At 72.3% G+C, this 22,989-nt stretch carries 16 protein-coding genes; 2 read left to right on the forward strand and 14 right to left on the reverse strand.

Annotated features, from left to right (window positions below; genetic code table 11):
* Positions 1-115: 115 nt before the first annotated feature.
* The 8 genes from ispG to ACH4VO_RS28665 all read right to left on the reverse strand — a co-directional run bounded on the left by ispG (position 116) and on the right by ACH4VO_RS28665 (position 13,573).
* On the reverse strand, positions 116-1,273 hold the full coding sequence (gene ispG, locus ACH4VO_RS28630; RefSeq protein WP_360994560.1) for a flavodoxin-dependent (E)-4-hydroxy-3-methylbut-2-enyl-diphosphate synthase: 1,158 nt from the start codon (positions 1,271-1,273) through the stop codon (positions 116-118).
* A 182-nt stretch (positions 1,274-1,455) separates the two neighbouring features.
* Positions 1,456-2,766 (reverse strand): site-2 protease family protein, encoded by a 1,311-nt coding sequence (locus ACH4VO_RS28635; RefSeq protein ID WP_360994563.1) that lies wholly within the window; start codon positions 2,764-2,766, stop codon positions 1,456-1,458.
* On the reverse strand, positions 2,763-4,025 hold the full coding sequence (dxr, locus tag ACH4VO_RS28640) for a 1-deoxy-D-xylulose-5-phosphate reductoisomerase (protein ID WP_360994696.1): 1,263 nt from the start codon (positions 4,023-4,025) through the stop codon (positions 2,763-2,765). The genes ACH4VO_RS28635 and dxr overlap by 4 nt, the downstream gene beginning before the upstream one ends.
* Before the next feature lie 376 nt (positions 4,026-4,401).
* Positions 4,402-5,643 (reverse strand): 3-phosphoshikimate 1-carboxyvinyltransferase, encoded by a 1,242-nt coding sequence (aroA, locus tag ACH4VO_RS28645; RefSeq protein WP_360994566.1) that lies wholly within the window; start codon positions 5,641-5,643, stop codon positions 4,402-4,404.
* A 78-nt stretch (positions 5,644-5,721) separates the two neighbouring features.
* Positions 5,722-7,671: an acyl-CoA dehydrogenase family protein gene (locus ACH4VO_RS28650; RefSeq protein ID WP_360994569.1), complete on the reverse strand. Its 1,950-nt coding sequence runs from the start codon at positions 7,669-7,671 to the stop codon at positions 5,722-5,724.
* 183 nt (positions 7,672-7,854) lie between these two features.
* Positions 7,855-9,300: an aldehyde dehydrogenase family protein gene (locus ACH4VO_RS28655; RefSeq protein ID WP_360994571.1), complete on the reverse strand. Its 1,446-nt coding sequence runs from the start codon at positions 9,298-9,300 to the stop codon at positions 7,855-7,857.
* A gap of 153 nt (positions 9,301-9,453) precedes the next feature.
* On the reverse strand, positions 9,454-11,052 hold the full coding sequence (locus ACH4VO_RS28660; protein ID WP_360994574.1) for a PucR family transcriptional regulator: 1,599 nt from the start codon (positions 11,050-11,052) through the stop codon (positions 9,454-9,456).
* Positions 11,053-11,155: 103 nt separating this feature from the next.
* A complete protein-coding gene (locus ACH4VO_RS28665) occupies positions 11,156-13,573 on the reverse strand; it encodes an ATP/GTP-binding protein (protein ID WP_360994577.1) in 2,418 nt (805 codons plus the stop codon).
* A 245-nt stretch (positions 13,574-13,818) separates the two neighbouring features.
* On the opposite strand from ACH4VO_RS28665, the gene gabT reads away from it, so the two are divergent.
* A complete protein-coding gene (gabT, locus tag ACH4VO_RS28670) occupies positions 13,819-15,159 on the forward strand; it encodes a 4-aminobutyrate--2-oxoglutarate transaminase (RefSeq protein ID WP_360994580.1) in 1,341 nt (446 codons plus the stop codon).
* 411 nt (positions 15,160-15,570) lie between these two features.
* Entirely contained in the window at positions 15,571-16,122 is a 552-nt protein-coding gene (locus ACH4VO_RS28675) for a phosphatase PAP2 family protein (protein ID WP_398441641.1), read from the forward strand.
* Here ACH4VO_RS28675 and ACH4VO_RS28680 read toward each other — a convergent pair.
* From ACH4VO_RS28680 to ACH4VO_RS28705, 6 genes are all read right to left on the reverse strand, one after another.
* Positions 16,107-17,936 carry a glycoside hydrolase family 18 protein gene (locus ACH4VO_RS28680; RefSeq protein ID WP_360994583.1) on the reverse strand — a complete coding sequence of 610 codons (1,830 nt, stop codon included), beginning with the start codon at positions 17,934-17,936 and terminating at the stop codon, positions 16,107-16,109. The genes ACH4VO_RS28675 and ACH4VO_RS28680 overlap by 16 nt on opposite strands.
* Positions 17,937-18,035: 99 nt before the next feature.
* Complete coding sequence (locus ACH4VO_RS28685; RefSeq protein ID WP_360994586.1) at positions 18,036-18,506, reverse strand: hypothetical protein; 471 nt, start codon at positions 18,504-18,506, stop codon at positions 18,036-18,038.
* 130 nt (positions 18,507-18,636) lie between these two features.
* The gene (locus ACH4VO_RS28690; RefSeq protein WP_360994589.1) at positions 18,637-20,052 is read right to left on the reverse strand and encodes an FAD-dependent oxidoreductase; all 1,416 of its coding nucleotides are present in this window, start codon (positions 20,050-20,052) and stop codon (positions 18,637-18,639) included.
* 25 nt (positions 20,053-20,077) lie between these two features.
* Entirely contained in the window at positions 20,078-20,878 is an 801-nt protein-coding gene (locus ACH4VO_RS28695) for an ABC transporter permease (protein WP_360994591.1), read from the reverse strand.
* Entirely contained in the window at positions 20,878-21,807 is a 930-nt protein-coding gene (locus ACH4VO_RS28700) for an ABC transporter permease (protein ID WP_360994594.1), read from the reverse strand. Before ACH4VO_RS28700 ends, ACH4VO_RS28695 begins: the two co-directional genes overlap by 1 nt.
* Positions 21,804-22,955 carry an ABC transporter ATP-binding protein gene (locus ACH4VO_RS28705; RefSeq protein WP_360994597.1) on the reverse strand — a complete coding sequence of 384 codons (1,152 nt, stop codon included), beginning with the start codon at positions 22,953-22,955 and terminating at the stop codon, positions 21,804-21,806. The genes ACH4VO_RS28700 and ACH4VO_RS28705 overlap by 4 nt, the downstream gene beginning before the upstream one ends.
* Positions 22,956-22,989: the final 34 nt, after the last annotated feature.

Here is a 22,989-nt window from a genome sequence, read left to right on the forward strand (position 1 = left end):
CGGCACGCGCCCACGACGGTGACCCGAGCCCGGCACCGGCTCCGGACACAGCGGTGCCCCGCGGGACCGTGGGTGGATCTCGGGGTCCTGCGGGGCACCGTAGGGCAGGGAGAAGTCAGCCCGCGATCGAGACCTGGGGCTCGCCGGAGGCGATGCCGTCCTTCTCCATCTGCTCGGCGATCTTCAGGGCCTCCTCGATGAGGGTCTCCACGATCTTCGACTCCGGGACGGTCTTGATGACCTCGCCCTTCACGAAGATCTGGCCCTTGCCGTTGCCCGAGGCCACCCCCAGATCGGCCTCACGGGCCTCACCGGGACCGTTCACGACACAGCCCATCACGGCGACGCGCAGCGGGACCTCCATGCCCTCCAGGCCCGCGCTCACCTCGTCCGCGAGCTTGTACACATCCACCTGCGCCCGCCCGCAGGACGGGCACGACACGATCTCCAGACGCCGCTGCTTCAGATTCAGCGCCTCGAGGATCTGCAGACCGACCTTGACCTCCTCCGCCGGCGGAGCCGACAGCGAGACCCGGATCGTGTCCCCGATCCCCTCCGACAGCAGCGCCCCGAACGCCACCGCGGACTTGATCGTCCCCTGGAACGCCGGACCGGCCTCCGTCACACCGAGGTGCAGCGGGTAGTCGGACTGCGCGGCCAGCTGACGGTAGGCGTTCACCATCACGACCGGGTCGTTGTGCTTCACCGAGATCTTGATGTCCCGGAACCCGTGCTCCTCGAACAGCGACGCCTCCCACAGCGCCGACTCCACCAGCGCCTCCGGCGTCGCCTTGCCGTACTTCCTCAGCAGCCGCGCGTCCAGCGAGCCCGCGTTCACGCCGATCCGGATCGGCGTGCCCGCGTCCCCCGCGGCCTTCGCGATCTCCTTGACCTTGTCGTCGAACTGCTTGATGTTCCCCGGGTTCACCCGCACCGCCGCGCATCCCGCGTCGATCGCCGCGAACACGTACTTCGGCTGGAAGTGGATGTCCGCGATCACCGGGATCTGCGACTTCCTCGCGATCGTCGCCAGCGCGTCCGCGTCGTCCTGGGTCGGACACGCCACCCGCACGATCTGGCACCCCGACGCCGTCAGCTCCGCGATCTGCTGCAACGTCGCACCGATGTCCGACGTACGCGTCGTCGTCATCGACTGCACCGACACCGGTGCGTCCCCACCGACCGCCACCGACCCGACCTGGATCTGACGGCTGACCCGTCGGTCGGCGAGCTTGGTCGGAACGGCCGGCATTCCGAGAGAAATCGCAGTCATGCGCTGAGCATCCCCAAGGTGTGGATCGGTGTGGATCGAGGTCCCGAGAAGGGCGGACTCCGGGTTTCGAGGTTACGGCACCGGAGGAAATCCGGGCGCACCACCGTCCTCGGAACCGCCGCTTGGCGGGCGGCCGGACGCCATCCGTGTGACCGGCCGCTTCCCGTGGAACGGGTGAGACGTCAGGTGATCTTCACCGGGTTCACGATGTCCGCGACGAGGACGAGGAGCGTGAAGCAGATGAAGACGCCGGCGACGACGTAGGCGACCGGCATGAGCTTGGCCACGTCGAACGGGCCGGGGTCGGGCCGCCGGAAGACCCGGGCCACGGTGCGGCGCAGCGATTCCCAGAGCGCGCCGGCGATGTGCCCGCCGTCCAGCGGCAGCAGGGGCAGCATGTTGAAGAGGAACAGCGAGAGGTTGAAGCCGGCCAGCAGGAACAGCATCATCGCGATCTGGTTCTGCGCCGGGACGTCGAGGTTCATCACCTCGCCGCCGATCCTGGCCGCGCCCACCACGCCGACCGGCGAGTCGTCGGCGCGCTCGCCGTCGCTGAACGCCGCGTTCCACAGGTCGGGGATCTTGGAGGGCAGGGCGATGATCGAATCGACGCCGTTCTCGATCATGTCCCCCATGCGGACGACCGAGTCGCCGAAGGACAGCGGAAGGATCTCCGTCTTGGCGGCAAAGCCGAGGTAGCCGGCGCTGACGTACTTGCCGGGGACGACCTCGCCGTCGGAGTTCTTCTCGGCGACGGCGTTCTTCTTGAGTACGGCGTTCAGGGTCTGTTCCCGGCCGTCCCGCCGCACGGTGATGGTGGCCGGGCCGATGGTCTGCCGGATCCTGTCCGAGAGGGTGGCCCAGTCGTCGATCCGCTGTCCGTCGAAGGCGACGATCGTGTCGCCCTCGCGGAGCCCGGCGGCCCGGGCGGGCGAGACCGGGTCGGAGGCCTTGCAGGCGTCGCGCTTCTCGCTCTGCGCGATCACGCACTTCTGGACGCCCGCGACCTCGGTGGTCTGGGTCTGGAAACCGAAGGTCATCGCCACGCCCATGAAGATCGCGACGGCGAGCACCAGGTTCATGAAGGGCCCGGCGAACATCACGATCACGCGCTTCCAGGGCTTGCGCGTGTAGAAGAGGCGTGAGTCGTCGCCCGGCTGCAGTTCCTCGAAGGCGGCCGACCTGGCGTCCTCGATCATGCCCCGCCAGGGTGAGGTGGAGCGTGCTTCGAGCCTGCCGTCGGGACCGGGCGGGAACATGCCGATCATCCGGATGTAGCCGCCCGCCGGGATGGCCTTGATGCCGTACTCGGTGTCGCCCCGCTTCCGCGACCAGATCGTCGGACCGAAGCCGACCATGTACTGGGGCACCCGGATGCCGAAGAGCTTGGCGGTCGAGAGGTGGCCGAGTTCGTGCCAGGCAATCGAGAACAGCAGACCCACGGCGAAGATGGCGATCCCCAGGACCGTCATCAGGATCGTCGTCATACTCATGCGTGCGCCTCCGCTGTCGCTTCCGCCGAGAGCTCCCGGGCCCGGGACCGGGCCCAGGTCTCCGCTTCGAGGACGTCCGCGACCGTCAGTGAAGTTCCCGTGGCAGGGGTGCCGTGTTCGGCCACCACCGTGGTGACCGTATCCATGATGCCGTTGAAAGGCAGCCGTCCCGCCAGGAACGCCTCCACGCACTCCTCGTTGGCGGCGTTGAACACCGCCGGGGCGGTGCCGCCCAGCGCACCCACGTGCCGTGCGAGCCCGACGGAGGGGAACGCCTCGGTGTCCAACGGGAAGAACTCCCAGCTGGAGGCCGTCGTCCAGTCGAAAGCGGGTGCAGCGTCCGGGACCCTCTCGGGCCAGCCCAGACCGATGGCGATGGGGCCCCGCATGTCGGGCGGGGTCGCCTGGGCGAGGGTGGAGCCGTCGGTGAACTCCACCATCGAGTGAACGTACGACTGGGGGTGGACCACGACCTCGATGCGGTCGAACGGGATGTCGTAGAGGAGGTGCGCCTCGATGACTTCCAGGCCCTTGTTGACGAGCGTCGCCGAATTGACCGTGATGACGGGGCCCATCGCCCACGTGGGGTGCGCCAGGGCCTGCTCGCGGGTCACGTCGGCCAGCTCGCTCCGGGTGCGTCCGCGGAACGGCCCGCCGGAGGCGGTCACGACGAGCTTGCGCACGTCGGCGCGGGTACCCGCGGCGAGCGCCTGGAACAGCGCGGCGTGCTCGGAGTCGACCGGGATGATCTGCCCGGGGGCGGCCAGGCCCTTCACCAGCGGGCCGCCGACGATCAGCGACTCCTTGTTGGCGAGGGCGAGGGTGCGGCCCGCCCTCAGCGCGGCGAGCGTGGGGGCGAGACCGATCGAGCCGGTGATGCCGTTCAGCACGGTGTGGCAGTCGCTCGCCGCGAGTTCCGCGGCGGCGTCGGGGCCGGCCAGGACGGCGGGGAGCGGTTCCCCCGCTCCGTAACGCTCGCGCAGGGCCTCGCGCAGGGCGGGGGCCTTGTCCGGGTCGGCGACCGCCACGGTCCGCACCCGCAGCCGCCGTGCCTGGTCGGCGAGGAGGCCGACCCGGCCTCCCGCGGCGGAGAGCGCGGTGACGCGGAAGCGGTCGGGGTTGCGGAGCACCAGGTCGATGGCCTGGGTGCCGATGGACCCGGTGGAGCCGAGGATCACCAGATCCCGGCGGCCTTGCGCGGCGTCGAAGACGAGATGCGGGTCGGCGAGGGGTGCGGGGCTGTCGCTCATGGGCCCCATTGTCGCCGCACCGGCTGTGCGCGAGGACACGGCGTCCCGGTCGGCACGTACGTCAGGCGCGGCCGGCACGCGATCTCCTCCACCGCGGGGCCGTCACCTCCTGCGGGATGCCCGCCGGTGTCCTTCGTGCCCGGGATCTCCCCGCGGAAGGCGAGCGTGGTGGCGCCGGACCGCAGGACGGTGGGGTACTGGTACGGCTTCAGCTCCCCCTCCCGTGGAGGACGGCCGGACGGTATGCCGCGGCCACGTGGGCCCCGTCCGCGGAGGCGGGCTGCGGGGCGGGCTCCTCCTGGCGGCACTTCGCCCGTGCGACGGCCCGTTCCCGGGTCAGGCCCCGGCGGGTCCCGCGGCCCGCACCGCCGGGGAGCGCGGGTCCCTACCGGCCGGCGCTCCCGGCCGCGAACCGCCCGAACTCCCCGTGGAAGTCCGGGAACGTCTTGCGTACGCAGCCCGGGTCGTCGTAGCTCATGCCGGGCGCGCGCAGCCCCGCGACCGCGAACGACATGACGATGCGGTGGTCGCCGTGCGTGGCGATCTCGGTGGGGCGCGGGGTGCCGGGGTGGATCTCGATCCAGTCGTGGCCGGTGCGCACGGTGATGCCCATGTTGCGCAGGTTCTCGGCACAGGCCTCCAGGCGGTCGCACTCCTTCACCCGGGTGTTGGCGACGTCCTCGATGCGTACCGGGGAGGAGGCGAACGGCGCGATCGCGGCGAGGGTGGGCATCGTGTCGGAGATGTCACGCATGTTGACGGTGAGGCCCGAGAGCCTGCCGGACGACCGCACGGTCGTGGCCGCGGCCGTGGTGCGCACCTCGGCTCCCATGCGGCGCAGCACCTCGGTGAAGCGCAGGTCGCCCTGGAGCGCGCCGGTACCGAGGCCGGGGACGGTGACCTCGCGACCGGTGAGGGCCGCGGCCGCGAAGAAGTACGAGGCGGTGGAGGCGTCGGGCTCGACGGCGTAGGTGGTGGCGCGGTAGCCGGTGGGCGCGACGGTGAAGGTGTTCCCCTCCCGGACGACGTCGGCACCGAAGCCGCGCATCATGGCGAGGGTGATCTCGATGTACGGCGCCGAGACCAGTTCGGTGACGTCGATCCGGAGCCCCTCGGCGGTGAGCGGTCCGAGCATGAGCAGGGCGGTGAGGTACTGGGACGACTCCCCCGCGTCCAGGGTGAGTTCGCCGCCCTTCACGCCGGACGCCTCGATGCGCAGCGGGTGGTGGCCCTCGGCTCCCTCGTGGCGCAGGTCGACGCCGAGGGTGCGCAGGGCCTCGGTGAGCGGGGCCAGGGGCCGGCGGCGCATCTGGGCGGAGGCGTCGAAGCGGTAACTGCCGGTGGCCGCGGCGGCGGCGAGCGTCGGCAGGAAGCGGGCGGTGGTGGCCCCGTCCCGGCAGTGGACCTCGGCCTCGTTGACGGCGGGGCCGGCGGGGCGACCTTCGATGTGCCAGCGGTCCGGCTCCCGTGCCACTGCGTATCCGAGGCGGGTCAGGCCTTCGGTGAACCCCTCGGTGTCGTCCGAGTGCAGGGGCCGCAGGAGGGTGGTGGTGCCGTCCGCCGCGGCGGCCAGGAACAGGGCGCGGGCGGTGACGGACTTGGAGCCGGGGATGTGGATGACGGTCACGGGCGCCCATCCTGCCGTGCGGCGGCCACGTCTGCGGGGCACGTCCAGGCAGTGGACGCGCCCCGCGTGGGCGGCGGTTCAGCGGATGGGGCGGTGGACGTTCTCCCCGGTGGCCGGGCCGGGGGTGGCGTCGGCGATCCAGGGGCCTTCGCCGCTGGGGTCGAGGACGCCCTCCTCGAGCCAGGTGTAGGTGCCCGACAGGACGCCGTCGACCACGCGCCGGTCGATGTCGTCGGTGTTGGACCACAGCCGGTTGAAGAGTTCCTCGACGCGGATGCGGGACTGCCGGCAGAAGACGTCGGCGAGTTGGTAGGCCTCGCGGCCGTGGTCGTCGCCCGCGCGCAGGTGTTCGGCGCGGACGCAGGCGGCGCTCATGGCGAAGAGTTCGGCGCCGATGTCGACGATCCGGCCGAGGAAGCCCTGCTTGGTCTCCATGCGGCCCTGCCAGCGGGACATGGCGTAGAAGGTCGAGCGGGCGAGTTTGCGGGCCGAGCGTTCGACGTAGCGCAGGTGGGTGGAGAGGTCGGGGTGCCCGGGTACGCGGAACTCGCCGTAGGAGCTGGGGAGCTGTCCCGGTCCGCTGACCAGCTTCGGGAGCCAGCGTGCGTAGAAACCGGCGGCGTTGGCGCCCGCCCTGGCTTTGTCGGAAAGCGGCTTGTCCGGGTCGATGATGTCCCCGGCGACCTTGAGGTGGGCGTCGACGGCCTCACGGGCGATCAGCAGGTGCATGATCTCCGTGGAGCCCTCGAAGATCCGGTTGATCCTCATGTCGCGGAGCATCTGCTCGGCGGGGACGGCGCGTTCGCCGCGGGCGGCGAGCGAGGCGGCGGTCTCGAAGCCGCGTCCGCCGCGGATCTGGACCAGCTCGTCGGAGATCAGCCAGCCCATCTCGGAGCCGTACAGCTTGGCGAGGGCCGCCTCGATGCGGATGTCGTTGCGGCTCTCGTCGGCCATCTGCGAGGAGAGGTCGACGACCGCCTCCAGGGCGAAGGTGGTCGCTGCGATGAAGGAGATCTTCGCGCCGACCGCCTCGTGCCGGGCGACCGCTCTGCCCCACTGCTCGCGCGCCGCCGACCACTCGCGGGCGATCTTCAGGGACCACTTGCCGACGCCCACGCACATGGCGGGCAGCGAGAGGCGGCCGGTGTTGAGCGTGGTCAGGGCGATCTTGAGACCGGCGCCCTCGGGGCCGATCCGGTTGGCGGCGGGCACCCGCACCCCGTGGAAGCGGGTCACGCCGTTCTCGATGCCGCGCAGGCCCATGAAGGCGTTGCGGTGCTCCACCGTGATGCCTGGCGAGTCCGCCTCGACGACGAAGGCCGTGATGCCGCCTTTGTGGCCCGCGGACTCCGGGACCCGGGCCATGACGACGAGCAGGTCGGCGACGACGCCGTTGGTGGTCCAGAGCTTCACACCGTCCAGGACGTAGTCTCCCTCGCTGTCCGGCACGGCCGTGGTCGCGAGCCTGGCCGGGTCGGAGCCGACATCGGGCTCGGTGAGGAGGAAGGCCGAGATGTCGGTGCGGGCGAGGCGGGGCAGGAAGGCGTCCTTCTGCTCCTGGGTGCCGAACATCTTCAGCGGCTGGGGGACGCCGATGGACTGGTGGGCGGAGAGCAGGGCGCCGATCGAGGGACTGGCGGAACCGGCCAGCGCCAGGGCCTTGTTGTAGTAGACCTGGGTCAGCCCCAGGCCTCCGTACCGGGTGTCGATCTTCATGCCGAGCGCGCCGAGCTCCTTGAGGCCGTTCACCACCTCGTCGGGGATCCTGGCCTCGCGCTCGATGAGGGCGCCGTCGACCCGGGTCTCGCAGAAGTCGCGCAGCCGGGCGAGGAAGGCCTCGCCGCGCCGTACGTCGTCGGCGGCGGGCGCCGGGTGGGGGTGGATCAGGTCGAGCCGGAAGCGGCCGAGGAAGAGCTCCTTGGCGAAACTCGGCTTGCGCCAGTCCTGTTCGCGGGCGGCCTCGGCCACCTGCCGCGCTTCGCGCTCGGTGACTCTGGGGGCCTGGGGGGTGTCGGATGGGGCGGACATGAGGGCTCACCTCGCCGCGAGTCGGGGTAGGGGTCGGGCCGTACGCGTGCCGATCGGTACCACCTGTCCGTATCTACCCGATCCACGCCGCCCCCACCACCCTGCGAGAGGCCCCCGCGGGGGTACGGAAGCGGCCGGAGCCCCCGCACAGCGGGCTCCGGCCGGTCCGTTCGCGGGGCGTGGCTACAGGGCCAGGCCGGTGAGGACGAGGACCCGCTCGTAGGTGTAGTCCTCCATCGCGTAGCGCACGCCCTCGCGGCCCACTCCGGACTGCTTGGCGCCGCCGTAGGGCATCTGGTCGGCGCGGTAGGAGGGGACGTCGCCGATGACCACGCCGCCGACCTCCAGGGCGCGGTGGGCGCGGAAGGCGGTCTGCAGGTCGTGGGTGAAGACACCGGCCTGCAGGCCGTACGGGGAGTCGTTGACGGCGGCGAACGCCTCGGCCTCGCCGTCGGTCCGCTGTACGTACATGACCGGGCCGAAGACCTCCTCGCGGGCGATCTTCGCGGTGCCGGGAAGGTCGGCGAGGACCGTCGGGGCGTAGGTGGCGCCGTCGCGCCGGCCACCGGTGAGCAGCTCGGCGCCGGCCGCCACGGCCTCGTCGACCCAGGACTCGACGCGGCGTGCGGCGTCCTCGCTGACGAGCGGGCCGACGTCGGTGGCCGCGTCGGAGGGGTCGCCCGTCACCAGCGCCTCGACCGCGGCGACGATCTTCGGGACGAGCCGGTCGTACACGGAGGCGTCGGCGATGACGCGCTGTACCGAGATGCAGGACTGGCCGCCCTGGTAGTTGGAGAAGGTCGCGATGCGGGACGCGGCCCAGTCCAGGTCCTGCTCGGAGGAGTAGTCGCCGAGGACGACCGCCGCGCCGTTGCCGCCGAGCTCCAGGGTGCAGTGCTTGCGGGGCACCGACTCCATGATCGAGTAGCCGACGGGTCCGGAACCGGTGAAGGAGATGACCGGCAGCCGCTCGTCCCGGACGAGGGCGGGCATCTTGTCGTTGGGCACGGTCAGGACGGACCAGGAGCCGGCCGGGAGGTCGGTCTCGGCCAGCAGTTCGCCGAGGATCAGGGCCGAGATCGGGGTGGCCGGTGCGGGCTTGAGGATGATCGGCGCACCGACGGCGATGGCCGGGGCGACCTTGTGGGCGCTCAGGTTGAGCGGGAAGTTGAAGGGCGCGATGCCGAGGACGGGGCCGCGCGGGAAGCGCCGGGTCAACCCGAGCCGGCCGGTGCCGCCGGCGTCCGTGTCCAGCCGCTGGGCGTCCCCGCCGTTGAAGCGACGGGCCTCCTCGGCGGCGAAGCGGAAGACGGAGACGGCCCGGCCGACCTCGCCGCGCGCCCACTTGACGGGCTTGCCGTTCTCGGCGGAGATCAGCTGGGCGATCTCCTCGGTGCGCTCCGCGAGCCGTCGCACGACGTGGTCGAGGGCGGCGGCGCGGACGTGCGCCGGGGTCGCGGCGAACTCCTCGCGGACCGCGTACGCGGCGGCGACGGCCTCCTCGACCTGGGCGTCGGTCGGCACGGAGACGGTGCCGACGAGGCGGCCGTCCCAGGAGTTGGTGACGTCGAAGCTGTCCTCGCCGGTGGCCTGGCGGCCGGCGAGCCAGAAGGCGTGGGTGGAAGTCATGGTGGTTCCGGCCCTTCGGGGTGGTGAACGAGGATCGCGGGCACCACGCAGGTGCTCCGGGCCCCACGGTAGGGGGGCCGCGCCCGGATGGCGTTTGTCCGGTGTGGAGCGGAGCCGGGGCCCGATGCGCCGCTTTGGCGGGGGCGGGGGCGCTCAGCCGCCCGCGGGGCCCGAGGAGGAGGCGGCCGTCGTCTTCAGCGCCAGCCAGAGCTCCATGCGGACGTCCGGATCGTCCAGCGAACGGCCCAGGATCTCCTCCACGCGCCGCATCCGGTAGCGCAGGGTGTGGCGGTGGACGCCCAGGTCGGCGGCGGCGGCGTCCCACTGGCCGTGGTGGGAGAGCCAGGCGCGCAGGGAGGCGACCAGATCGCCCCTGCCCTTGGCGTCGTGCTCGCTCAGGGGGCGCAGGACGCCGTCGGCGAAAGCCCGTACGGCGTCGTCGGCGAGGAGCGGCAGGAGCGAACCCGCCGCGAGTTCCTCGTGCTCGACCAGGGCCCTGCCCCGCCGGCGGGCGACCGAGAGGGCCTGTTCGGCCTGTTTGTACGCCGCGGAGACCGCGCTCGGCCCGGCGGGCGCGGACAGCCCGACGACCACGTCGCCGTCGTCGGCCCCGGTCTCGCGGGCCGGGCGTCCGTCCTGCGCCTGCGCGTACGCCGCGCACGCCGCGACGGCCGCACCGCCGTCCGCGGCCAGGACCACGAGGCGGTCCCCCTCGGGCACCGTCAGCAACGTCTCGCCGGACCGGGCGGCGGCGGCCTCCATCGCCTCGGCGAGCGGCTGGGGCACGGCGGGGGCGGCCGGGGCGGGCGTCTCGGCGATCAGGAGCCGGAAGGGGGCGTCGAGCAGGCCGCCGTACAGGTCCCCCGCGACGGCCCTGGCGTGGTCGGACTGCCCGGCCAGCAGCATCCGCAGCACCGCGGCGCCCAGGCGCTGCTCCGCGCCCTGGAGCGAGCGGGAGCGGGCCGTGGTCAGGGTCAGCAGGGCGACCGCCGAGTGCACCGCGTACCGCTCGGCGGTGCCGGGGGCCGAGACCGTACCCACGGCCAGCGCGCCGCGGAGCCCGCGGCCGGTGCCCAGCGACTGGATCTCGACCCGGTCACTGTCGCCGGTGGCGGTGCCGACGACGACGCTGGCGGGGGCCGGCCGGTCCCGCAGGCGTTCCACGTCGGGGGTCAGGCGGGCGGCGCGGCGGGCCGCCCAGTCGGGGGCGGCGGCCACGACGGCGCCCGAGGTGTCGTACAGCGCGGCCCAGCCGTCGACCTGGGCGGCGAGCCGGGCGAGCAGTCCGGCGGGGCCGTCCCCGGCGAGCGCGGCCCGGGTCAGGTCGCGCTGGGCCTCGAAGCCGGCCGTGACCGCGCGGTACTGGTCGGCGGCGATCGCCGCCGACACGGCCTTGCTGATGGCGATGAAGGGCGTGCGCCGGGGCACTTCGAGCAGGGGCAGCCCCGCCTCGTCCGCGGCGTCGACCAGCGCGGCCGGGATGTCGTCGTAGGTGACGCCGACGGCGAACCCGAGCCCGGCGACCTTGGCGCCGGCCAGCCGCCGTACGTACCGGCGCATCGCCGCGGGGTCCTCGGCGTCGAGGTTGGTCGCGGTGACGAGGAGCAGCTCACCGCCGTCCATGTACGGGACGGGGTCGGCGAGCTCGCTGGCGTGGGCCCAGCGCACCGGGGTGTCGAGCCGGTCCTGCCCCGCGCGGACCGTGAGCTTGAGCGCGGAGTGCTGGACGAGCGAGGCGAGGGTGAGGGGCATGGGACCGCCGGAACTCTGGGAGTCGACTGCGCCGTCCCGTACAGACGGCCACCTCCGATTCTGCCAGGGAGGCAGGGTGCGCACGGCCGGCGCACGCCGGTTCTCAGCCGCCCAGGTCGACCAGGAGCGGCGGTGCGTGCTCGCCGTCCACCGTCGTCAGGGACAGCACCGCGTGTCCGGCGGGCAGCTCGTAGGCGAGCGCGGAGGCGGACCAGCGCTCGCGTTCGACCCGCCGCACGGTGACGGCCTCGGTGGTCACGGCCTTGCCGGTGGCCATCCGCCGCAGCGCGTGCAGGGCACGGGTGAGCGGCTGGTCGGCGAAGACGGTGTGCTCGGCCACCTCGCGGACGTCGACCCATTCCTTGCCCCAGGCCTCCGCGAACCGGCGGCCGTCCCAGGTGGTGATGCCGGAGAAGATCATCCCGCAGCCCACCGCGCCGAGCAGGGCGGAGTGCAGTTCCTCGGGTACGTCGTCGACGGTGCGCAGCACCAGGACGGCGCCGGCGTTGACGGACCGCAGCCGCCGCAGCCCACGCACGGTCTGCGCGGTCAGGGTGTTCGTCGCGTCGTCCAGCACGAGGCAGGTGAAGAGCGAGCGGTCGGCGCGGGCCGCGGCCATCGCGTTGAACTGGGCGAGGACGAGCCTGGCCAGCACCCGGGACGCCCCGGCGTGGGCGCGTTCGGGAAGGTCGATCCGGACCCGGAGCGGGTGCTGTTCGAGGGAGCGCAGGGAGAAGGGCCGGGCCTGGGGGCCGGTGGCGAAGAAGCCGGCGAAGGCCGGGCGGTCGAGCAGGGCGACCCGGTCCGCGAGGACCGCGGCGACATCGCCCGCCGTGCCCGCCTGCCGGGCCCGGGCGTCCAGTTCGCGCAGCATGGCGTCGTGGCCGCCTCCCCGCAGTGCCCGCACCAGCGAGGTGAGGGCCTCCTCGCCGCCGGCGAGGAGTTCGCGCAGTTCCGGTACGGCCGGGAAGTGCCCGTGGACGGCTCGGTAGGGGCCGAGCACCTGGCCGAGGGCCAGCGCCGCGCGGCGGCTGTCGAGGCCGGGAACGTCCCCGGCGAGCCCTTCCGCGAGGGTGGCCGCCGCCTCGTCGGGGTCCTCGGCGCCCCCGTACAGGTCGAAGTCGTACACCGAGGAGGCGTCGCCGGGCTTCACGACGACGTCGTAGGCGTCGTCCGGGCCGAGAGGGGTCCCCGCAGCGCAGACGGCGAGGACGGCCGACCGGCCCGCGAGCGCCTGGAGAGCCAGCGTCTCGACGACGGGGCGCACCAGCCGGGCCGTCTTGCCCGCACCGGAGGGCCCGACCGCCAGCAGGGAGGTGCCGAGGACGGCCGGGTCGAGGGCCGCGCCGGAGCCCCGGCGGTCGTAGGGGTTGCGCTCGTCGTCCACGCAGCGTCCGACCCGGACCTGCCCCGCCAGCAGATCGTGCCGGGCGGCCCGTACGGGGATGTCCCGGTTGCCCGAGGGGTGCAGGAAAGCGTCAGGGCCTTCCCGCACGACCGCCGCGGCGAAGGCCTCCGGGCGGCCCGGGGAGGTACGGGCGCGTGTCCAGGCGTGGTCGAGGCGTACGCAGTCGACGTCGTTCATGCGGCCGGCGCTCACGGCCGCGCCGAGGATGTCGGCCGCCTCCGTGAGACCCGAGGCGCGGAGCTCCGGCCACCTCGCGCGGCCGCTGCCGGGGTGGGCGGGGCGGGGAGCGGAGCCCACGGGCGAGTCCGCCGTCCCGCCCTCGCGGGCCTCGCGGATCCCGGCGCGCCACCGGCCGGCCCGCGCGAAGGGCCACACGGTCCCCACCGCGATCACGGCGTAGGCGCCGTAGGCGACCAGGGCCGCGAGGTACTTGTTGCCGCCCCCCTGGAGCCAGTCGCTCACGAGGTACATCACGGCGTCGACGAGCGGGACGTAGCCGCTCCAGACGGCCCAGAGCGCGAGGAGGGCTCCGGCGCCGGACAGGACCAGCCGCACCCGACCCAGGTGCGGGCCGGCGTGGTGGCGGACGAGTCCGGCCCAGTTGCCCAGCCGGGCGGCCCACAGCCCCGCCAGGAGGACCAGCGCCTGCAGGTACAGGGTCTGCAGGGAGTTGGCGGCCGGCGGTACGTAATCGGCGCGCAGCCGGTCGAAGGCCCACCAGTCCCCCGGGGTGAAGACCATGAACGGCACGTTCACGTAGGGGATCCGGAAGTCCATGAGCAGGCCCCAGAAGACCAGCCAGAGCGCCAGGGTGGCCAGGGGGCCGAGCAGGGACGGGTTCGGCGGCTTCCGGGGCGGCCGGGGTACGTAGGCGTACCGCCAGACGCCCGGGTCGGTGGCGGGGCGGTCGGCGTTCAGCCACTCCTCGGTGGAGGGCCCGGCGCCGGGGGGACCGACGGGCCTCGGCGGGGCCGCGGGGGGAGCGGGTACCGGCGGGGCCGCGGGCGGGGGTACCGCCGGACGGGGCACCCCGTACCGGGGCGCGCCGGGGGGACCGCCCTGGCCCGGCGGGCCGCTCGCGCCCCTCGCGTCACGCATGTCGTCGCTCTTCATGAACCGCCGCCCCCTGACCAGCCGGGTCCCGCCTTCTGCACCCGTCAATCTAGTGCCAGGGCACGGTGAGTTCAGCAAAGCGGCCGGACGGCGCGTGACCCGTCCCCCGTCGCCCGCGCCGGGCCACCTGTCCGCGGCGGACAAGGAAACACGCCCACCACTCCCGATCGGAGCATGACCCCGGCCCGCACCCGCCCCTAGCCTGCACAGGAGAGAAGCGTCCGGAACACCCCCAGGAGCCCCGCATGTCCCCCATCCCGCAGGAGCGCCGCGTCGTCACCGCCATTCCCGGCCCGAAGTCGGTCGAGCTGCAGGCTCGCCGTGTCGCGGCGGTCGCCGCGGGCGTGGGATCCACCCTGCCGGTGTTCACCGCCCGGGCGGGCGGCGGCATCATCGAGGACGTGGACGGCAACCGGCTGATCGACTTCGGCTCCGGCATCGCCGTGACCTCGGTCGGCGCCTCAGCCGAGGCGGTCGTACGCCGCGCGTCGGCGCAGCTCGCCGACTTCACCCACACCTGTTTCATGGTCACGCCGTACGAGGGGTACGTCGAGGTCTGCGAGCAGCTCGCGGAGCTGACCCCGGGCGACCACGCCAAGAAGTCCGCGCTGTTCAACTCGGGCGCCGAGGCCGTCGAGAACGCCGTGAAGATCGCCCGCGCGTGGACCAGGCGCACCGCGGTCGTCGTCTTCGACCACGGCTACCACGGCCGGACCAACCTCACGATGGCGCTGACCGCCAAGAACATGCCGTACAAGCAGGGCTTCGGCCCGTTCGCGCCCGAGGTCTACCGCGTCCCGGTGGCGTACGGCTACCGCTGGCCGACCGGCGCAGAGAACGCCGGCGCGGAGGCGTCCGCCCAGGCCATCGACGAGATCACCAAGCAGATCGGCGCGGACAACGTCGCGGCGATCATCATCGAGCCGGTGCTCGGCGAGGGCGGGTTCATCGAGCCGGCCAAGGGCTTCCTGCCGGCCATCGCGCAGTTCGCCAAGGACAACGGCATCGTCTTCGTCGCGGACGAGATCCAGTCCGGCTTCTGCCGCACCGGCCAGTGGTTCGCGTGCGAGGACGAGGGCATCGTCCCGGACCTGATCACGACGGCCAAGGGCATCGCGGGCGGCCTCCCGCTCTCCGCCGTGACCGGCCGCGCCGAGATCATGGACGCCGCCCACGCCGGCGGCCTCGGCGGTACGTACGGCGGCAACCCGGTGGCCTGCGCGGGCGCGCTCGGCGCCATCGAGACGATGCGCGAACTGGACCTGAACGCCAGGGCCAGGCGCATCGAGGAGATCATGAAGGGCCGCCTCGCCGAGATGCGGGCGAAGCTCCCGAACGGCGACATCATCGGGGACATCCGCGGCCGGGGTGCCATGATCGCGATCGAGCTGGTGAAGTCCGGCACGAAGGACCCCGACGCCGCCGCCGCCGGGGCGCTCGCCAAGGCCTGTCACGCCGAGGGGCTGCTGGTGCTGACCTGCGGCACGTACGGCAACGTCCTGCGCTTCCTGCCGCCGCTGGTCATCGGCGAGGACCTGCTCGGCGAGGGCCTCGACATCCTCGAGCAGGCATTCGCCCGGCTCTGATCCGTGCGAACGGGCCGGGAGGGCCTCAGGCGTTTTCGGGGGCAATGACCGGTGTCCGCGTGAGGGCCTGTGAAGAAGGTGTGCGGGGGCGATGGCGGGTTACCTTTGCCGCTGTCGGTCCCCCTTCCCCCTGACGTACGGTCTTCCCAGATGAGAGAAACACCCCGCCCGCAGGAGACTGCGGGCGATACCGGGCCGGAGCTTCCCCGGCACCGTCCCGGTAGTGCCCTGGCGCACACCACTGGAGCTTCGGGCTCCGGAACTCCTCACCGATCGGATGGCCGCCCGCCCCACACCCCCCGGGGCGCGCGGCACACCGGTCCGACCGGCCACCCCGGAACACTCCCCCCTGTTCCCCGGTGGCCGGTTCTTCTCGTTTCCCGGATCTCCGCGCTCCTGGCGGTCTTCGCCGTGCTGACCTGGCAGGTGCTGGCCGACGGCCCGCTCCTCGGACCCGACGAACGGCTGGGCCTCGCCCTGGCCGGACGCGGTCCCGCCCGGCTCGCCGACCTCTTCGCCGATCTCGGCAATCCGCAGGTCGCCGGCAGCGTCCTGGCGTGCGCGGCCGTCCTGGCCTGGTTCCGTGGCGCACGCCGCCCGGCGGCGTGCGCCGTCCTGGCCATGGCGGCGGTGCCCGCGCTGGTCGTGCCCCTCAAGCTGTGGACGGACCGCCAGGGCCCGCTGACCGAGGCGACCGGCTACTACCCCTCGGGCCACACGACCACGGCGGCGGTGGCGTACGGGGCGGCGGCACTGCTGCTGGCGCCGTACCTGAGGCGGCCGTGGGTGACGCTCGTCGCCGCCGCCTCACTGACGGCGGCGACGAGCGTCGGTCTGGTACTGCGTGGCTACCACTGGCCGCTGGACGTGGTGGCCGGCTGGTGCCTGAGCGCTGTGGTGCTGCTCGTGCTGCGGGCCGGCGCGAGGACCGGCCGGGCCCTGAGCGGTCAGCCTCCGAAGTAGGCGTCGAAGTTCTTCGAGAACTCCCAGTTGTTGTACCGGTCCCAGTTGACGGACCAGGTCATCAGCCCGCGCAGTGCGGGCCAGGTGCCGTGTGTCCGGTAGGAGCCGCAGTCCGTCTTCTTCGTCAGGCAGTTGAGGGCCTTGGTGACCTCGGCGGGTGAGGTGTGGCCGTTGCCCGCCTGGGTGGACGCCGGAAGTCCGATGGCGACCTGTTCCGGGCGCAGGGCCGGGAAGACCCTCGTCGCGTCCCCCGCGACCGGGAAGCCGGTCAGCAGCATGTCGGTCATGGCGATGTGGAAGTCGGCGCCGCCCATGGAGTGGTACTGGTTGTCCAGGCCCATGATGGAGCCCGAGTTGTAGTCCTGGACGTGCAGGAGCGTCAGGTCGTCGCGCAGGGCGTGGATGACCGGGAGATAGGCACCCGCGCGCGGGTCCTGGCCGCCCCAGGGGCCGGAGCCGTAGTACTGGTAGCCGAGCTGCACGAAGAAGGTCTCGGGCGCCATGGTGAGCACGAAGCCGGCACCGTACTTCGCCTTGAGGGCCTTCACCGCCGAGATCAGGTTGACGACCACGGGTGTCGTCGGGCTGCGGAAGTCGGTGTCCCCGGTGTTCAGCGAGAGCGAGTGGCCCTCGAAGTCGATGTCGAGTCCGTCGAGGCCGTAGGTGTCGATGATGCGGGACACGGAGGAGACGAAGGCGTCGCGGGCGGCGGTGGTCGAGAGCTGCACCTGGCCGTTCTGGCCGCCGATGGAGATCAGTACCTTCTTGCCGGCGGCCTGCTTGGCCTTGACGGCGGCCTTGAACTCCGCCTCGCTCTCCACACCCGGGCACTCCGCGGCGGGACAGAGCGAGAAGCGGATGTCCCCCGAGGTGACGGAGGTGGGCTCGCCGAAGGCGAGGTTGATGACGTCCCACGAGTCGGGCACGTCGGCCATCCGCGTGTAGCCGGAGCCGTTGGCGAAGCTGGAGTGCAGGTAGCCGACGAGCGCGTGGGCCGGGAGGCCGGCGTCGCCGCCGCCCCCTCCGCCGCCCGTCGCCGTGGTGACGCCGACGGCGGCGGACCGGGCGGACTCCCCCGCCGCGTTCACGGCGGTGACCTGGAAGCTGTAGGCGGTCGACGCCGCCAGCCCCGTGACGGTCGCCGAGGTCCCGGTGGTGGTGAGGACCTTCGCGCCGTCACGGTAGACGTGGTAGCCCGTCGCCCCGGGCGAGGCCGTCCAGGACAGCGGGACGGAGGACGAGGTGGCGGTGCCGGCCCGCAGCCCGGTGGGGGCGGCGGGGACGACGACCAAGTCACCGCCCGGGCCGGTCAGGGTGAGGTCGTCGGCGTGGTAGGCGGGGGTGCCGTACCAGCCGTGGGTGTAGACGGTCACCGAGGTGGTCGCAGGGCCGGTCGTGAAGGTGGTGCGGAGCTGCGTGTACGTACCGGCGGACGGGGTCCACGTGGAGACGTCGGTGGTACCGGTGCCGGACGCCCCGAGGTAGACGTAACCGCCCTGGACCCACGCGGCGAGCGTGTACGTGGACCCCGGTCTCACCGCCACGGTCTGGGAGCACCTGGCGTTGTCACTGCCGGCCGGGGTCGCCTTGAGGGCCGACGTCCCGCTGTGTACGGGGCTGCCGACGACGGCGCCGCTGCCGCCCGTACAGCTCCAGCCGTCCAGGCCCTCCTCGAAGCCGCCGTTGCGCGCGAGGTCGGCATCGGCCGCGCCGGCGGCCGGCGTGGAGGCGACCAGACCGCCGGCGGTGAGCAGTACCGCCGAGAGGGCGGCCAGAAGTCCGGAAAAGCGGACGCGTGGTCCGGTACGTTCCACAACAGCCTCCGTACGAGGGGGGAATGGGGGCGGGGAGTGAGTGGGGTCGCGCACAACTTGGTCCAGACCAATCGAGTTGTCAAGACCTCTGGCAGCGCCTCACCTCTTCTCGCCCCCACCCCCACGGGCTCCCCGTACGGCCGCGGCCTCGTGCATCGCCAGCTCCAGGACGACCGCGTCGGTGAGCGTCCCCGAGCCGTCCGGCGGGATCAGCCACCGCACCCCGCCGACCGTGCGGCCCGGGTAGGGAACCACGATCCAGGTGCCCTGACCTGCGCCGCGAACCCCGGAACCGAGCCAGTGGGCGGCCGTACCCGGAGGTACGAAGAAGCCCATGCGGTCCTCGCCGAAGTCGGCGAGGACCGGGCCCGGCCGGTCCAGCAGGCGGGTGAGCACGTCGAGTGTCGGATAGCCCAGCTCCCCCGGGAGGATCAGTACGTCCCAGCGCTTCCCCGCGGGCAGCAGCGCGATGCCCTGCGGGTCACGCTCCCACTCCCCTCGGCAGACCTCCGGATCCGGTGCCGCCGACGCCAGCCACCGGACCGCTGCTCCCGCCTCCGTGCCGGTCATGACCGCCTCCTCTTCCCGTGGGCACCGGCGGATTCCGCCGGTGTGTACACGGGAGAGAGGGAGCCGGGCCCGGATCATGACGCGGGTCCGGCCTCCCACCCACTGTGAGCCGGGTCACGCGGGGCGGCGGTCAGCTGTCGAAGCCCAGCCCCATCCGGTCCATGGCCCGCAGCCACAGATTGCGGTGCCCGCCGTTGCTGTCGGCCCGCGCGAGGGACCTCTTGGTGAGTTCGATGCCCGCCCAGGCGAACGGCTCGGGCGGAAAAGGCATCGGCCTGGAGCGGACCATGTCGAGCGCGGTCCGCTCGGTTTCCCGGCCCGCGAGGAGATCGAGCATCACCTCCGCCCCGAAGCGCGTGGCGCCGACCCCCAGGCCCGTGTATCCGGCGGCGTAGGCGACCCGGCCGCGGCGGGCCGTTCCGAAGAAGGCGGAGAAACGGGAGCAGGTGTCGATCGCACCGCCCCAGGAATGGGTGAAACGCACGCCGTCGAGCTGGGGAAAACACTCGAAGAACTGCCCGGCGAGTTTCAGGAACGTCTCCGGCCGCTGGTCCAGGGAGGAATCCAGCCGGCCGCCGTACGGATAGACGGCGTCGTATCCGCCCCACAGGATGCGGTTGTCCGCGGAGAGCCGGAAGTAGTGGAACTGATTGGCACTGTCACCCAGTCCCTGACGGTTGTGCCAGCCGATGGAGGCGAGCCGGGCGGCGTCCAGCGGCTCGGTCATCAGCGCGTAGTCGTACACCGGCACGGTGTACGGGCGGACGCGTTTGACCAGGGAGGGGAACACGTTCGTGCCGAGTGCCACGTCGCGGGAGAAGACCCTGCCGTACGGGGTGCGTACCGCCGTCCCGGCCCCGGAACCGGCGATCTCCAGGCCCCGGGTGTGCTCGTAGATCCTTACGCCCGCCTCCAGGCAGGCCCGCTTCAGCCCCCAGGCGAGCTTGGCCGGGTGCAGCATGGCGACGCCCCGCCGGTCCCACAGACCACCCAGGAAGGTCGGTGAGTCGACTTCGGCCCGCACCTCGTCCCGGTCCAGGAACTCCAGTCCGGTGAGGCCGGCGTCCGCGGCCCGCCGGTGCCAGGCCCGCAGTTCGTCCAGCTCGTGGGGCCGGGTGGCCACATCGAGCTCGCCGGTGCGCTCGAAGTCGCAGTCGATGCCGTAGCGGGCGACGGCCTCCTCGATGGCGTCGAGGTTCCGCGCGCCCAGCTCCTCCAGTCTGCCGATCTCCCGCGGCCAGCGCTCCAGCCCGTTGGCGGCGCCGTGGGTCAGCGAGGCGGCGCAGAATCCGCCGTTGCGCCCGGAGGCGGCCCATCCGACCTCGTGCCCTTCGATGAGGACGACGTCGCGGCCGGGGTCCCGCTCCTTGGCGAGCAGCGCGGTCCACAGCCCGCTGTAGCCGCCGCCGACGACCAGGAGATCGCACCGCTCGTCCCGGGTGAGGGCGGGCAGCGGGTCGGGCTTCCCCGGGTCGTCGAGCCAGTAGGAGAGGGGGCGTGCGTCGGAGAGTGCGCGGGCGGCGGTACGCATGGCGTCGGGTGCCATGGTTTCCAACTCCTTCGGGGCTTGCCTATTTTCCTGGGCTCTTCCGCCGGTGGGCGACGAGCTGTCCGACGAGCACCACGGTCACGGCAATGGCGAACATGGCCGTGCCGATGACGTTGATCTGCACGGGTGTTCCGCGCTGCGCGGACCCCCAGACGAACATGGGGAAGGTCACCGTGGAGCCCGCGTTGAAATTGGTGATGATGAAATCGTCGAAGGAGAGCGCGAAGGCGAGCAGCGCCCCCGCGGCTATCCCGGGTGCGGCGATCGGCAGGGTGACGCGCAGGAACGTCTGCACGGGACCGGCGTACAGGTCGCGGGCCGCTTCCTCGAGCCGGGGGTCCATCGACATCACACGCGCCTTGACGGCCGTCACGACGAAGCTGAGGCAGAACATGATGTGCGCGATCAATACGGTCCAGAAGCCCAGCTGAGCACCCATGTTGAGGAACAGGGTGAGCAGCGAGGCGGCCATGACGACCTCGGGCATCGCCATCGGCAGGAAGATCAGCGAGTTGATCGCGCCGCGCGCCCGGAAGCGGTAGCGCACCAGCGCGAAGGCGATCATCGTGCCGAGCACGGTCGCGCCGAGGGTCGCCCACACGGCGATCCGCAGCGAGAGCGAGAGCGAACCGCAGAGGTCGGCGACCCCGCAGGGGTCCTTCCAGGCGTCCAGCGAGAACCGCCGCCAGGCGTAGTTGAAGCGACCGTTGGGCTTGTTGAAGGAGAACACCATCACGACGATGTTCGGCAGGATCATGTACGCGAGGGTCAGCAGCCCCGCGATCACGACGGCGTTCCGGCGGAGCAGGCGCAGTACGGGCATCAGACCAGGTCCTCCGTACCGGAGCGGCGGATGTAGACGGTGACCGCGAACAGGACGACCGCCATGAGGATGAAGGAGAGGGCGGCCGCCGTCGGGTAGTCCAGGACCCGCAGGAACTGGGTCTGGATGACGCTGCCCACCATCTTGGTGTCGGTGGAGCCGAGCAGTTCCGCGTTCACGTAGTCACCGCTGGCGGGGATGAAGGTGAGCAGGGTGCCCGAGACCACGCCGGGCATGGACAGCGGGAACGTCACCTTGCGGAAGGTGGTGGCGGGGGTGGCGTACAGGTCGCCCGCCGCCTCGTGCAGCCGGCCGTCGATGCGCTCCAGCGAGGTGTAGAGCGGCAGGATCATGAACGGCAGGAAGTTGTAGGTGAGTCCGCACACGACGGCCATCGGGGTGGCCAGGACCCGGTCGCCCTCGGTCCAGCCGAGCCAGCTCGTGACGTCCAGGACGTGCAGCGTGTTCAGGACGTCGACGACCGTGCCGCCGTCCGCGAGGATCGTCTTCCAGGCGAGGGTGCGGATCAGGAAGCTGGTGAAGAACGGCGCGATGACCAGGACCAGGACCAGGTTGCGCGCACGGCCCGCCTTGAAGGCGATCAGGTAGGCGAGCGGGTAGCCGAGCAGCAGGCACAGGACCGTGGCGGTGCCCGCGTACAGCAGGGACCTGACGAACTGCGGGTAGTAGTCGGCGAGGGCGTCCCAGTACGTCCGGACGTGCCAGGTGACCTCGAAGCCCTTCTCCAGGGAGCCGGTCTGTACGGAGGTCGACGCCTGGTAGACCATCGGCAGCGCGAAGAAGACGAGCAGCCACAGGATGCCGGGGAGCAGCAGCCAGTACGGGACGAGCCGCTTGCGCGTCGACGGCTTGCGGATCTCGGGCCCGGTGGAGGCGGGGGGCGCCGGGGGCGCACCGGTGACGCTCACGCCGCGTCCTCCACGCTTTCCACGCCCGCCGCGATGTCCTGGTCCGCGTCCAGGCCGAAGGTGTGGGCCGGGTTCCAGTGCAGGACGACCTCGGCTCCGGGCGTGAGTCCCGCGCGGTGCTCGACGTTCTGCTCGTAGCACTGCAGGGCCGTGCCGGCCGGGCTCTCGACGACGTACTGCGTGGAGACGCCGATGAAGCTGGAGTCGACGATCCGTCCGGTGACGCGGTTGCGGCCGGCGGCTATCGTGCCGGCCTCGTCGGCGCGGGTGAGGGAGAGCTTCTCGGGGCGTACGCCGAGGAGCAGCCGGCCGCCGCGTGCCGTCGGAGCGGAGCACCGGCCGGCGGGCAGCCGCAGGGTGCCGCCGCCGGCCGAGACGGTGATGTCGGTGCCCGCGGAGACGACCTCGGCCTCGATGAGGTTGGAGGTGCCGAGGAAGTTCGCCACGAAGGTGGTCTGCGGGTTCTCGTAGAGATCAGCGGGGGCGCCCAGCTGTTCGACCCGGCCGCCGTTCATCACCGCGACGGTGTCGGCCATGGTCATGGCCTCCTCCTGGTCGTGGGTGACGTGGATGAAGGTGATGCCGACCTCGGTCTGGATGCGTTTGAGTTCGAGCTGCATCTGGCGGCGCAGTTTGAGGTCGAGGGCGCCGAGCGGCTCGTCCAGCAGGAGCACCTGGGGGTGGTTGATGAGCGCGCGGGCCACGGCGACGCGCTGTTGCTGGCCGCCGGAGAGCTGGTGCGGTCGGCGGCGGGCGAAGTCGCCGAGCTGGACGAGGTCGAGCATCTCGCCGACCTGCTTCTTCACCGACTTCACGCCGCGGCGGCGCAGTCCGAAGGCGATGTTCTCGGTGACGTCCAGGTGCGGGAAGAGGGCGTAGCTCTGGAAGACGGTGTTGACGGGCCGTCTGTACGGGGGGAGGTCGGTGATGTCGCTGCCGCCCAGCGAGACCGTGCCGGTGGTGGCGTCCTCCAGGCCGGCGATCATCCGCAGGGTGGTGGTCTTGCCGCAGCCGGACGCGCCGAGCAGGGCGAAGAAGGAGCCTTGCGGGACGGTGAGGTCGAGGGGGTGCACGGCGGTGAAGGCGCCGTAGGTCTTGCTGATCCCGGTGAGTCGGACGTCGCCGCCCGCTGTCTGCTGCTGTGTCATGGGTCGCGGTCCCAGTGGTGTCGGGGGAGTTCGG

The sequence above is a fragment of the Streptomyces sp. NPDC020780 genome (genome assembly GCF_044334475.1).
Taxonomy (GTDB): domain Bacteria; phylum Actinomycetota; class Actinomycetes; order Streptomycetales; family Streptomycetaceae; genus Streptomyces.